This window comes from Thalassospira profundimaris, assembly GCF_003326755.1.
Lineage (GTDB): Bacteria > Pseudomonadota > Alphaproteobacteria > Rhodospirillales > Thalassospiraceae > Thalassospira > Thalassospira profundimaris_B.
In genome coordinates this window covers 13493-27323 of the sequence record NZ_JPWH01000010.1, presented here as the reverse complement: position 1 = coordinate 27323, position 13831 = coordinate 13493, and the positions used below count along the sequence as shown (strand labels likewise).

Genomic DNA, 13831 nt, shown 5'->3' with positions numbered 1-13831 from the left:
CTGGCCATAATGCACCAGATTCCAGATTAAGGGGTAATTGCGCCCGTTTCAAAAAGACGGTCCACCGCCGCGAGCAGATCATCGGCAATGAAATCGGCATTGTTTGCGCCAGGCATATCCGCCTGTTTGGCGCCATGTCCGGTTCGTACCAGAACCGTTTTCAAACCGGCGGCCCGCCCGGCTTCAAGATCGACAATCTTGTCCCCAATCAAAATGCTTTCGGCGCGATCAATGGCAAAATCCTCGCACGCGGCAAAAATCATGCCCGGCCCGGGCTTGCGGCATATGCTGTCCTTGCGATACGCGCCCTGCCCCTCGGCATGAAACGGCGAATAATAAATTCCCTGCACGCTGGCCCCTTGTGCCGCCAGAAGCTGCGTCAGGCGTTCATGCAAAATCAGCAAATCGTCCTCGGTCAGATAGCCCCGGGCAACACCCGACTGATTGGTTACAACAATAACCGGGACCCTGGCGGCATTAATACGGGCAATCGCCTCGCCAGCGCCGGGGATCAGCACCATATCCTCGGGCTTGGACAAATAATGCACTTCCTGATTAATCACCCCGTCCCGATCCAGAAATATGGCTGGCAAAATATGGCGCTGATCGCGCCATTTCGGCGCAGGATCGATCAGGTGTCGGCGGACAAATGAATAATCGGTCATGGCATTATAAACTGCGTTAGTTGTCAGAAATTACCTAAAAAATATCTTTGCCTTTTGGCGCAAATACACACAAGCGGTTCAGGATGCGACAAAGGCGCAAAAGTCTCAAGACCGGTTTATCCGCCAGCATCGCCCCTTTTTTCCAACAGCATATGACCTGCTATTTAACACCATAACGGACCTCTCGGAACGACAACATTTCGTGATACCACTCATGATTGTTATAACTGGTATTACCATTATTGACTTGTCGGCGGCCCTGTGCGCATGGCAAGACCCTTGGATGGCGGTTTTGTCAGGGGATGATGAATGTTTTCAAATATTTTTGCCGTACTTGCCCCGGTTTTCATTACAACCGGGCTGGGATATTTCTGGTCGCGGGCGGGAAAACATTTTGACACATCCCTTGTCACCTCGCTGGTCACATTTTTTGGTACCCCCTGCCTGACCTTCGCCGCCCTTGCCACGGTCAAGATCGGGGGCAGCGCCCTGATCTCGATGGGCACTGCGGCCATCATTTCAACCCTCGCCTTTGCGGTCATTGGCTGGATCGTGCTGAAACTGCTGGGGTTGTCACCACGGACCTATCTGCAATCGCTGACATGGCCCAATATTGGCAATGTTGGTTTGCCGGTTTGCCTGTTGGCTTTTGGCAATGACGGGCTTGCACTGGCGGTTGCCTTTTTTACCGCCATGATTGTTTTGCAATTTACGCTGGGGGTGGCCTTTGTCGCGGGAACTTTTTCGCTGCGATCGCTTGTGAAAATGCCCATCATCCCGGCAACGATGGTGGCGATTGCCTTTCTGACAACCAAAACCCCCGTGCCCGACTGGCTTTACAATACAACCGATCTGATCGGCCAGCTCACCATTCCGTTAATGCTGTTTACATTGGGCGTGTCGCTGGCCCGTCTAAAGCCGGTCAGTCTGGTGCGCAGTATTGGCCTGTCAGTTGTGCGTCTGGTAATGGGATTTGGCGTTGGCCTTGCCATTGCCGAGCTTATGGGGCTTGAAGGCATGGCCCGGGGGGTGGTGATTTTACAATGTTCGATGCCGGTTGCGGTATTTTGCTATCTGTTTGCCCAGCTTTACGACAACGAACCCGAAGAAGTAGCCGGTGTGGTCATTTCATCCACCTTCCTGGCCGCCATCAGCCTGCCCGCCCTGTTGTGGTACGTTTTATAGACTGCCTTGACGATAAACCTAATGCGACAGGGTTAACCTGTAGTGCCCCGTGTGATCATCGTCGGCATAAAAACCCACGGCACAATCATAACTGCCGTGTTTCAGGTCCGGGTCATTATTGGTTGCGGCAAGTTCCATCACCGCATCACGGCATTGATCAAGGCTTCCAAGGTCCTCGCCTGCAAACCGAAACGCCGTTTTATCGTTTTTATTGGGGAAATAAACTGCCGTTACCTTTTCCCACGGGGCGGGTCCTTCCGGCCAGATCAAATTTGCCAGCCATTCACGCGGACCATTCAGCGTGGCAAATGCCAGGCCGGCAATAATCGCAACAGCAAAGAACCGGCGCAGCATCCGCCCCCGCATTTGATGTTTCATTTACCATCCCATCCCAGTTCCTGAAAATCGGTGCCGCGAAATTCGGCATCACAATCAAGGTAATATTCATCAAGCTGCGGCGGTTTTTGCAATGTTCCCGTCAGCATGGCATGCACCTGGCCGCGATGATGGGTTTGATGCACAAATAAATGCGACAAAACCGCCCCTGCCGTTTCATGGGCCAAAACACCGTTACCACGATCAACTGTCACGCGTTTTCGGGCGCCTTCAACCGTCAGGTTCTGGCAAAATGTCAACAATGTCTGATCACTTGCCTTTTGCGCCGTCGCCAGCGCCGTGATGTCCGAATAGGGGTTTTCATTGGCAAAGCAGGCCGTGCCGCGCCCGCAATCAAGCAGCGCATCAATGTAAAACCAGTCCACGATCAGAATATGATTGAGGGTTTGAAGGATGGTCGGAAAAAACGATGTCCGGTTTGCCTTTAATGCCGCGTCATCCAGTTTCTGGCAACAGGCGAGCAATCGGAAATTTGACCAGGCATTATTGCGTGCCTGGTCAACAAACGATGTGCCTGGCAGGACAATATCGGGCTGTGACATGTTCGACACCTTTGAAAAACGGGCTTATTCCCCCGTGACCGGATGGGCATGGTTCAGCGGGCCATTGCCCTTGCCAAAATCCGGGGCGGTGCGAATGGCCTCGCGAACATAGGCACGTGCACGCGCCACCGCATCCGCCAGGTTCAGTCCCTGGGCTATTCCCGTGGCAATTGCACTGGCAAGAGTACACCCCGTGCCGTGATTGTTATCGGACGGAATACGGGTCTCCTCAAATCCGGAAACACCATGTTCGCGGTCCCACAGAATATCGACAATCCGATCGCCCTGGGAATGCCCGCCTTTCAGCAACACCGCATTTGCCCCCATCGCACCGATTTTTTCCGCCGCAATGATCATGTCATCGTCGCTGTTAATGCGCATCCCGGTCAGCACTTCGGCCTCCGGGATATTCGGTGTTAACACCGTGGCACGCGGCACCAGAAGTTCGATCACGCTTTCAACCGCATCTTCCTCAAGCAGGCGCGACCCGCTTTGCGAAATCATCACCGGGTCAATCACCACCGGCACGCCTGCCGCCTTGCCATCGAGAATATCCGTCACCGCGCGAATGACCGGAACCGAATGCAGCATCCCGGTTTTCAGGCAATCCACGCCAATATCATCGATCATAAGTTCGGCTTGCCGGGTGATAAATGCCGGGTCAATGCCCAGCACCCCGAAAACGCCCTGGGTATTTTGCGCGGTCAACGCCGTAATTGCCGTTGCCGCATAGCCGCCCAGGACCGTGACGGTTTTGATGTCGGCCTGGATACCTGCCCCGCCGGAACTATCCGATCCGGCCATAATCAACACGCGTCCCTTCATCGGGCGTCTCTCCTGTTATCTCGTTTCGGGTGCACCATCATGCACGGCCCGCTGCGTCAGGCCGCGCTCACGGTCTGGATGCACGCCACAATATCATCAACAACCCGCTCTACATGGGTGGCGTCATCGCCTTCCGCCATAACCCGGATCAGCGGTTCCGTACCCGATTTGCGAATAAGCACCCGGCCATCGCCGTTAAAGGACTTTTCAGCCGCCGATATTGCCTCAATCACGCGATCATCATTCAACGGGTCGGTTCCCGCCGCATAACGCACGTTTTTCAGGATTTGCGGCAGCGGGTCAAACACATGCGTCATCTTTGACACCGGCCCGTCATGCCCGGCCAGAACCGCCAGAACCTGCAAGGAGGCCAGCAACCCGTCACCGGTCGAGGCAAAGTCCGACAACACGATATGGCCGGACTGTTCCCCGCCCACATTGCAATCAAGTGCGCGCATCTGCTCCACCACATAACGGTCGCCAACCTTGGTGCGGATCAGCCGCAAACCCTGTTTTTCAAGGTAGCGTTCAAGGCCCAGATTGGACATCACCGTCGCCACCAGGGCATTGCCGCGCAACTGGCCGTTTTTATGCCAGTGTGTTGTCACCAGGCCCATCAACTGATCGCCGTCAATCAGGCGGCCTTTTTCGTCGCACATCTGCACGCGGTCGGCATCACCATCAAGCGCAATGCCGACATCGGCACGACGCTCCACCACCATTTCGCACATTGGTTTGGTGTAGGTCGAACCACATTCCGCATTAATGTTAAATCCGTTCGGCTTGGTGCCGATTTCAATAACTTCGGCTCCCAATTCGCGCAACACCATCGGCGCCACACTGTAAGCCGCGCCATTTGCACAATCGAGCACAATGCGCAGCCCTTCAAGCGTGACGTCCCCTGGCAGGGATGATTTTACGGCTTCAATATAACGTCCGCGCGCATCTTCAATACGTTTTGCCCGCCCCAAATCACTGGCCGGAACCAGCATGGAGGACAGATCGCTGTCCATCAGGGCTTCAATTTCGCTTTCAACCGCATCGGAAAGTTTAAAACCATCCGGCCCGAACAGCTTGATGCCGTTATCCTCATAGGGATTATGGGATGCCGAAATCATCACACCAATATCGGCCCGCATCGATTTGGTCAGCATGGCAACAGCCGGTGTCGGCATGGGACCCACCAGGATCACATCCATCCCCATCGAGGTAAAACCGGCCACCAGGGCCGGTTCAAGCATATAGCCCGACAGGCGGGTATCCTTGCCGATCACAACACGGTGACGATGATTGCCGCGCGTGAAATAACGCCCCGTTGCCATCCCCACCTTCAGGGCAACTTCCGCCGTCATCGGTGCATGATTGGCAGTGCCACGGATTCCGTCAGTCCCAAAATATTTGCGGCTCATCTACTGGATTCTTTCTTCAAACTCAAATTCGTCGCGGTCAATACACCGGTTATAACAAAGTCGAACCATATTGCCACCGCCTTATCCCCCTGCCCGTCATGCACAAAATGGCAAAATCGGCACAATACCGGGCAAAAGCCCCCGAAATCGGTTTAACAAAGCAATGGCGTCCCGACATATTTATCGTTAACACATTATCGGGGACAGATTTGGGGGACCACATATATTGAGATCGACGGCCAACATATCCTGGCAAAGTGACCCGGTTGGTATGGGGCAGGCAGTTTTGCGCCTTATCCGGAGGGGATCACCAGCACATGACATCAGGCTGGTCGTTACAATGCTGCTGCTTGCCGTGTGCACCCTATCCACTTCAACCGCACCGGCAAAGGCACAGCCAACGCCCGACCTGTCTTTGGTTTTCAGTCAGCCTGCGGCTGGTTCCGAATTTGACCTGTCGTTAAATGACAACACCTTCCGGCTGATCGACCCGGATCATCTTTTTTCATTTCGTGACGTTGCGCTGCGCCCGATCAGCGATTTTCAACCCATAACAAATACACCCGGCCCCGGATACACCCATGCCTGGGTCTGGTATCGGACCGACATTAAAATTACGAAATCCGCCGCCAGTCCATTGGCAGATGAACAAAGCAAACGGCTTTTTCTGGAAATTTCTCCGCCCTTTCTGAACTGGGTCAATGTCGCCATTTACGACATCAATGCCGATACATTCATCTGGCGGGACGAACTGGGCGATAATGTAAAATTCACACCCGATACAATCAGAAACCGCAATCTTACGGCCCGGTTGCCCTATCTGCTTCCTGGCGACTACCGTATTCTGTTTCGCGTGGAAACAACCAGCACCAGCACATTTTCCGCCCGGCTTCTCAATGACTCGACCCTGATGACCAAGGGCGGTCGGATGCTGATCATTTCCAGCATCATCGTCGCATCGCTATTTGTGATTGGTGGCGTTTACATCACCGGTGGCATTCTGATCCGGGATATTATCCTGTTTTGGTATGGTGCCTATGTCTTCGCCGTTGCCCTGCTTGGCGTCGGGATGACCGGCCTGGGTCTTTTACTATTTCAACCGCTATGGACACCCGTCAATGACCTGTTGACCGGCAGTGGTTCGGTTCTGTCTGTTGCAACCAGCGTCATCCTGTGGGTCCAGATCACGGATGTAAAACAGATCAGCCGCCGTATATACCGGCTTTATTGTGCCTACTGCCTCTTTGCCGCCAGTCTGATCACAATCACCTGCACGTCCTACTACATTGATTTTGGCCGCTATTTTCTGACATTCCATCTGTTCGTGCTGATCAGTGTCTTTGGCTGGCTGATTTATCGTTTTGTGAAAAACCCGCGCGGCATTTTTTTATTTTATCTCTTCACCCTGGGCATCCCGACAATCGCTGCGATCATTTATATTGCGGCTCTGGTCGGCTTTATCCCCTACAGCAAATTCACCCAAACGATTTATCCGGTTGCGACCGTTTTCCATCTTGTCATGATGGGACTGGCAATGGCCTATCGTACCAGCTATCTGGAAAAAGCACGCGTGGCCGCACAGGGGCGCCGCCACCGCACCCGCCAATTGGCAGAAGAACAACGCGAATTCATCACCATGCTGGGCCACGAATTTCGCACCCCGCTTGCCATCATCCAGCGATCCGCCGAACTGATTTCGCTGCATCTGGGCAATGCCGGCAGCGGCATTTCCGATCGCATGGCCCGCATTCGCAACCATGCCGGTCAGCTCTCCGCACTGGTTGATGTGTTCCTGACCAAAGATACCCTTGATCGCGGGGCCTTCAACCTCAACCGCCAGCCAATCATTCTGCTGGAATTTCTTTCCGATCTTGTCGAATCCCTGGACCAGGAAGGAAAGCAAATGGACATTTCCCTGCATGGCGACGCCGATACCGCGATTAATGCCGATCCAACACTTCTGAAACTTGCCATCGTCAATATCATTGAAAACGCCCGCAAATACGCACCGAATTCACCGATTTTAATGGATTGCAACCATCGGGGCGACGGCTATGCCTATATCCGGGTTGTCGATCACGGGCCCGGCATGAGTGACGAGGATCTCTCCCAGGTGTCAATGGCCTTTTATCGCGGCAAAACATCGGATGGCACGCGCGGGGTCGGGCTTGGTCTGCATATCGCCAATCGCATTCTCGAAGCGCATAACGGGTCCATAACCCTGTCGGTCGCGGAAAGAGGCGGTACCACCGTTGTGTTCAAACTGCCGCTTGACCGGGATGCCACCATCCACAATATCCGTCACCGCAATATGCACCGTCTCGGTTCCAACCGCCTTGCCAGCCAGACGGGGGCGGAATAGCCATGTCCATCGCCTGTTTCACCCCTTGCAAAACCCGGCTGTCGCCCATCGCTGGCACGATGCGTTTTTTTGCCTTTTTTCTTGTGATGTTATTTATCGCGATTGGGTATTCGGGCCAGGCACGTGCAAACCTTGCCCCGGCCATTGATATTTCAAAAAATACCGATGGCGATATTCTCTTTACCGGGCATATTGCCAGCTACCGTGACCCCGGCCAGCAAAAAAAACTGACCGATATTCTTGCCCTGCCCGACAGCGCCTTTCAAGCCCACAAAGACGTGCCGGTTTTTGGCTACACCAATGATGCCATCTGGTACCGGATCGACCTTGTTGCATCCAACCCGGTTCACAATACCCGCCATATTGATATTGGTCCGATCTTTCTTAACACAATCAACCTTTATCTGGTCCGCAAAGGCGACGCGACCCCGATATGGACCACCTTGCTGGGGGATCATGTTCCCTCCAGTCAGCGGCCGGTACTCGCGCCTGACCACATCGCGGCGTTTCCGGCACTCGATGAAGGTTCCTACACACTTTATATTCGCACCCATTCCAACAGCACGCAGTTCCTCCAGGCATCCCTGCTATCAAACGACGTCCTGATCAGCCGCTGGTCTACCGAACTTGCCGGTAGCGGACTGTTTATTGGCGTCATTCTCATGATGTCATTCATATACATCGTTATTGGTGCCTTCATTCATGACAATGCCGTCGCGCTGTATGGCGTTTGCCTGATGGCGTTTGGCATTCTGTCCTCAAGCGTGAACGGGCTGTTTCTTACGGTTTTTGCCCCTGAATGGCCCTATGCCAGCGACCTTTTCATCGGGGCGGGAACGGCGATCAATATTTCCGCGGCAAGTCTGTTATGGGTCAGCATCCTTGATATCGGCTCGGAATGCCGATTGTGCAAAAAAATATTCTACAGCTATTCAGCCATCATTCTGCTGCTCTCGGTCACGGCGACGACACCGCTTTACGCAATATTTGCCAGTATTTGCCAATTCTCCCATGCCGGTGTCATGTCGATTTATATCGGTTTTCTGATCCGTCGTATCATCCGCAATCCGCGTTTTATTGCCCACTGGGTCTATCTGACCGTCCTTGCTGTGCCCACCATATCGCTTTTGATCTATTATCTGGCCATCAACAACATTTTGCCAATCAACAGCTTTACGATCGCCGCCTACCCCATCGCGCTTGCGGCCCATTTGGTCTTGATGAGTGTGCTGATGGCATTGCGCATCACGGCAATCGACCGCGACCGGATGCAAGCTGCAAATATCGCCGAAAGCACCGAAAAAATTGTCGAAGAACAGCGCAAACTTGTTTCAATGCTGTCACACGAATTCCGCACCCCGCTGGCCGTTATCCAGCGCGCTGCCGAAATGGTATCTGTCAGATTGCACAAACAGGCCGTTGCCAACGGAACCCCCGACGTCCCGCGCCCGGTTACGGACCGCCTGCGGCGCATTCAGGAGCAATCGGCCAAACTGGCCCGGCTGGTGGATGTGTTTTTGGGCAAGGATAATCTTAATGCGCCGCAATTTGCCCTGGCCCGCAAACTGATACCGGCAAAGTCCTTTTTGCAGGAATTTGTCACCATGGCACAGCGCGACCATGCCAAAGTCCAGCTAACCTATGCCAGCAGCGCCAACAGCGTTTTATATGCCGATGAAACCCTGTTAAGCCTTGCCCTGACCAACGTGATTGAAAATGCACGCCGTCATTATCCGGGGGAAACCATTTTGATGGTGGCATATGAAGAATATGACATCACCCTGATCATCGACATATCCCATCCCGGCTTGAAAGACATGCCAAAAAACAATCTGGACAAGTTACGCAAGTCACTGTTTGTCACCCCGGATGCCGATGCCCCGGATGCAGACAAGGATGCCCCACCGAGATTCTACGAAAAAAAGATCGATATTGAAAAACTGGCACCGCACAATAATACCAGCTTGGGTTTGCATATTACCCAGCGCATTATCACGGCACATGGGGGGAAAACCAATATTGTAACCGGAAAAGACAACGAATTTAATATTCGCCTGACCCTGCCACTTGAAGTCCCGCTTTAAGGGATAACACCCTGCCCGACACGCGACAGTCCCTTTACAGGCAAATCGCTTTAGAATGCTGCCTTAACTGTTAACACACCGCACCGGGCCATCAGGCATTGGAGCGTATTTTAACCGGCTCTGCGGTATCTTCATCCGCGTCATCGTCTTGCAGAATGATCCCGGGCGAGGTAAAGGCATATCCACGGCCATAGGCCGTACGTACCGGAAGTTCCGCGCCCGTATCCTTCGATATTTTTTGCCGCACCCGACGAATGGCTGTATCCAGATTACGGCAGTTTTCCGCCGTATCCGCCTTTCCCAGCGCCTTGACAATATCAGGGCGCGTCAACCAGCCGCCATTGGCCTCGATCAAAACGCTGATGATCGTGCGTTCACCTGCGGTCAATACGGCGGAATGGCCTTCAGGCGTTGTCAGCGTCCAATTCAGACGATCCAGTGTCCAGAAATCAACAGGTAGATCGGATGCGTTATCAGCATCACCGTCGGGGGATGGTGTGGCAACCCGGCGCAAGAGCGGACGCAACGCCGCCTCGATCACCGAAAGCGGGCTGTCTTTGGTCAGATACACATCGGCCCCTGCCTGATACCCCGCCAAATGCTGATCCATCCCCGAAAGCGAGGTCAGCATCATAATACCGCAGTCAATTTTGGTTCGGGTAAAACGGGCCAGGTCAAACCCGTCAGCATCGGGCAGCATCACATCAAAAATAACGGCAGTTGGCGTTTGTTGTTCAAGCGCGTTATGAAATTCCTGGCCGCTCTCGCATCCAACAACATCAAAACCGCAGATCTCGAGATACTCACAGAGATCACGGTTAAGGTCCTGATTGTCCTCGACCACAAAAATACACGCAGCCATTTTTTCCGCTCCGACCCGCCTGACAGCACAAGGATAGTTTACAATATGTTGCCATCAAGCTGTCAATGTGCATTCAGGCATGAATTGATCCTACCGGCGAAAGAATACCCCGCAGATACAATAAGGCATACGAGTACATTACTTATCCGATCATAGACATATGAAGTCTAAGCCCCGCAATGGCAAGCAAGAAGGACCAACTGTCAGAAATTGACAGATTTATAACAGTCCCGCAGGCAGAGCGTTTTGCATCAAATATCCGGCAAAGGAAAGGAGTCCGGACGTCAACAGGACGTACGACCAATCAGCGACCGGACGCCGAACGAAGAACACCCGGCCAATAAAGACCGGGTGTCGAAAATCAGGATAAGACGCAATCGGCGCTTGCAAATCTGAATAGTGGCCCCTCGCGGTCCGCCCCGGTATCAGACAGCACCGATTGCCGAAGCAACACTCAACGCCTGCACGGTTTCATCAACATCATGCACCCGCAAAATTTGCGCGCCCTGCCGCCAGCCATTCAGGGCCGCCGTCAGGGAACCGCCCAAACGCTGCTTTGGCGTTGCATCCGGGTCAATCTTGCCGATAAAGGATTTGCGCGACGCACCAAGCAAAAGCGGGCAGCCCAAACCATGAAAAATCGACAACCGCGACAGAAGCTCCAGATTGTGTGACAGGGATTTGCCAAAGCCGATCCCCGGATCAACACAAATCCGGTCCCGGCTGATGCCAGCACGCTCACAGCTTTCAATACGGTCCAGCAGGTAATCATACACATCAAGCACGGCACAATCATAGTTGGGATTGTCCTGCATGGTGCCCGGCTCACCTTGCATGTGCATCAGGATCACCGGAATGTCATCCGACTGGCTGACAAATTCAAGCGATTCCTCGTCCCCTTCCAGCGCGGTAACATCATTGATGATCCGCGCCCCGGCCTGCATGGCCGCCTTCATTACCGCGCCATGCCGTGTATCAACCGACACACAGTGACCATCGGCGGATAAGGCCTCAATCACGGGAACCACACGGGCAATTTCTTCGTCAATCGACACCGGTGCCGCGCCGGGACGGGTGGATTCCCCGCCAATATCAAGAATGGAGGCCCCACTCGCGGCCAAGGCACGGCCATGCGCAATCGCCTTTTGTGCACTGTCATGATCACCGCCATCCGAAAAACTGTCTGGCGTGACATTAACAATCCCCATCACATGGGTGCTTTCCATGTCCTGGTTGGCAAACGCCCGGCGATTGCCGGTCAAACGGTCCAGCACGGCATTGATTTCATCCACCCGGCCGCAATTCTGCACCCAGCCCTCCAGGGCCAGCAGCGGCAAAATCATGCTTTGTGCGCCGCCATCATCAAGACGGCGGATAATCTCCAGCGCCGAAAATCCCCTGCGGCCACCGGCCAGCGGCAAAGTTTGCGGGTCATCCGCCCGGTCAATAAAACCGGTCGGCACGTAATATAACGGTCCATCAAAATCGGCAAAGCCCCGCACATCGGCGGGGCTTCGCAGGACCGATCCTTCGATCTTGTCCATAGGTCAGCAATCTCTCTTGTTAGCTTCCCGGTTGCGGTTCGGGTGACAGATCACCGCTACCTTCATCGGGATTTTCCTTGCGTGTACCGGTTGTCGGAACAGCCGAACGACGGCCCGGCGTGCCATTATCGGTTCCGGAACCGCCGGAATGCCCCGGACGGTTGATTTCTTCACCCCGCAACAGGGCTTCGATTTCCTTGCCGCTCAGGGTTTCGTATTCCAACAGGCCCTTGGCAAGCACATGAAGATCATCAATATGTTCGGTCAGAACACGCCGGGCAAATGCCAGCGCCTCGTCCGAGAACCGACGGACTTCTTCATCAATCAACTGTGCGGTCTTTTCCGACACGTTTTTATGCTGGGCAACCGAATGCCCCAGGAACACTTCTTCCTGGTTATCGACATATTTGACATTACCCAGCTTTTCCGAAAAGCCCCATTCCGTCACCATCTTGCGCGCATATTGCGTCACCATATTGATGTCGGACGATGCTCCGGTCGTGACCTTGTCCTTGCCGAAAATCAGTTCTTCGGCCACACGGCCCCCCATCGCAACAGCCAGATCGGAAATCAGCTGTTCATAGGATTTGGAAACCTGGTCGCGTTCCGGCAGGCGCATCACCATACCCAGCGCACGGCCACGCGGGATAATGGTCGCCTTGTGAATCGGATCAGATGCCGGGGTATGCAAGGCAACAAGAGCATGACCACCTTCGTGATAGGCCGTCAGTTTCTTTTCGTCATCGGTCATGATCATGGAGCGGCGTTCCGCCCCCATCATGACCTTGTCCTTGGCATTTTCAAAATCCGACATGGTAACGACACGCTTGCCAAGACGGGCAGCCGCCAAAGCAGCCTCGTTTACCAGATTGGCAAGGTCCGCCCCGGAAAAGCCCGGCGTACCGCGTGCCACCGTGCGCAGATCAACATCCGGCCCCAGCGGGATCTTGCGGGCGTGCACACCAAGAATATGCGCACGGCCTTCAAGATCCGGGTTCGGCACCACGACCTGGCGGTCAAAACGGCCCGGACGCAGCAAGGCAGGGTCCAGAACGTCGGGACGGTTGGTTGCGGCAACAAGGATCACGCCCTCATTGGCTTCAAAACCGTCCATTTCGACCAGAAGCTGGTTAAGCGTCTGTTCGCGTTCATCATTGCCCCCGCCAAGGCCGGCACCACGATGGCGGCCCACAGCGTCAATTTCGTCGATGAAGATAATGCAGGGCGCGTTCTTTTTACCCTGTTCAAACATGTCACGGACACGCGAGGCACCCACACCGACAAACATTTCCACAAAGTCGGAACCCGAAATGGTGAAAAAGGGCACATTGGCCTCGCCGGCAATGGCACGGGCCAAAAGGGTTTTACCGGTACCCGGAGGGCCAACCAGCAACATACCCTTCGGAATTTTACCCCCAAGACGCTGAAACTTCTGCGGGTCGCGCAGGAAGTCGACAACTTCTTCAAGTTCACTTTTGGCTTCTTCGATCCCGGCAACATCCTCAAAGGTCACACGGCCGGATTTTTCCGTCAAAAGCTTTGCCTTCGACTTGCCAAAACCCATTGCCTTGCCGCCACCGCCCTGCATCTGGCGCATGAAGAAAATCCAGACACCGATAATCAGAAGCATCGGGAACCAGCTGATCAGCGCACTCATCAGCGGCGACAGCGATTCTTCGGGCTTGGCAACGATGCGCACGCCCTTTTCATTAAGCTTCTGAACCAGGTCAGGGTAATTCGGTGTATAGACATTGACGGTGCGACCGTCGCGCGTCTGCGCCGTAAGATTTTTGCCCTGAATGGTCACTTCAGAAATCTGTCCGGAATCGACATCCGACAGAAAGTCCGAAAATGCCAGTTGTGACTGGCCCGACCGTCCGGATGGCGACTGGAACAGGTTAAACAAAGCCACCAAAAGAATGGCTATGATGACCCACAGTGCGAGATTTTTTCCCAT

General features: G+C 54.1%; 11 protein-coding genes. 3 read left to right on the top strand and 8 right to left on the bottom strand.

Translation table 11 applies throughout. The features are described 5' to 3' along the window. Window positions 1-26: 26 nt before the first annotated feature. On the bottom strand, window positions 27-665 hold the full coding sequence (locus TH25_RS12685; protein WP_114088803.1) for a D-glycero-alpha-D-manno-heptose-1,7-bisphosphate 7-phosphatase: 639 nt from the start codon (window positions 663-665) through the stop codon (window positions 27-29). A gap of 309 nt (window positions 666-974) precedes the next feature. Between TH25_RS12685 and TH25_RS12680 the strand changes: the two genes are divergently transcribed. Continuing rightward, on the top strand, window positions 975-1850 hold the full coding sequence (locus TH25_RS12680) for an AEC family transporter (RefSeq protein WP_114088802.1): 876 nt from the start codon (window positions 975-977) through the stop codon (window positions 1848-1850). A gap of 18 nt (window positions 1851-1868) precedes the next feature. On the opposite strand, the gene TH25_RS12675 is transcribed toward TH25_RS12680, so the two are convergent. Genes TH25_RS12675 through glmM form a run of 4 tightly spaced genes read right to left on the bottom strand, consistent with a single transcriptional unit; the run spans window position 1869 to window position 5022 of the window. Beyond that, window positions 1869-2228 carry a hypothetical protein gene (locus tag TH25_RS12675; protein ID WP_114088801.1) on the bottom strand — a complete coding sequence of 120 codons (360 nt, stop codon included), beginning with the start codon at window positions 2226-2228 and terminating at the stop codon, window positions 1869-1871. Further along, window positions 2225-2788, bottom strand: coding sequence for a DinB family protein (locus TH25_RS12670; protein WP_114088800.1), 564 nt, complete (start codon window positions 2786-2788; stop codon window positions 2225-2227). The genes TH25_RS12675 and TH25_RS12670 overlap by 4 nt, the downstream gene beginning before the upstream one ends. A gap of 24 nt (window positions 2789-2812) precedes the next feature. Then, on the bottom strand, window positions 2813-3613 hold the full coding sequence (thiD, locus tag TH25_RS12665; RefSeq protein ID WP_114088799.1) for a bifunctional hydroxymethylpyrimidine kinase/phosphomethylpyrimidine kinase: 801 nt from the start codon (window positions 3611-3613) through the stop codon (window positions 2813-2815). Window positions 3614-3669: 56 nt separating this feature from the next. After that, the gene (gene glmM / locus TH25_RS12660; protein ID WP_114088798.1) at window positions 3670-5022 is read right to left on the bottom strand and encodes a phosphoglucosamine mutase; all 1353 of its coding nucleotides are present in this window, start codon (window positions 5020-5022) and stop codon (window positions 3670-3672) included. A 340-nt stretch (window positions 5023-5362) separates the two neighbouring features. On the opposite strand from glmM, the gene TH25_RS12655 reads away from it, so the two are divergent. Beyond that, a complete protein-coding gene (locus TH25_RS12655; protein WP_181847603.1) occupies window positions 5363-7384 on the top strand; it encodes a sensor histidine kinase in 2022 nt (673 codons plus the stop codon). Between the two features lie 2 nt (window positions 7385-7386). After that, entirely contained in the window at window positions 7387-9468 is a 2082-nt protein-coding gene (locus TH25_RS12650; protein ID WP_114088796.1) for a sensor histidine kinase, read from the top strand. A 91-nt stretch (window positions 9469-9559) separates the two neighbouring features. Here the strand turns inward: TH25_RS12650 and TH25_RS12645 are convergent, their stop codons facing one another. The 3 genes from TH25_RS12645 to ftsH all read right to left on the bottom strand — a co-directional run bounded on the left by TH25_RS12645 (window position 9560) and on the right by ftsH (window position 13831). Beyond that, complete coding sequence (locus TH25_RS12645) at window positions 9560-10330, bottom strand: response regulator transcription factor (RefSeq protein ID WP_114088795.1); 771 nt, start codon at window positions 10328-10330, stop codon at window positions 9560-9562. Between the two features lie 425 nt (window positions 10331-10755). Then, window positions 10756-11874, bottom strand: a complete 1119-nt coding sequence (gene folP, locus TH25_RS12640; RefSeq protein WP_114088794.1) for a dihydropteroate synthase — start codon at window positions 11872-11874, stop codon at window positions 10756-10758. Window positions 11875-11893: 19 nt separating this feature from the next. Beyond that, window positions 11894-13831 (bottom strand): ATP-dependent zinc metalloprotease FtsH, encoded by a 1938-nt coding sequence (ftsH, locus tag TH25_RS12635; RefSeq protein ID WP_114088793.1) that lies wholly within the window; start codon window positions 13829-13831, stop codon window positions 11894-11896.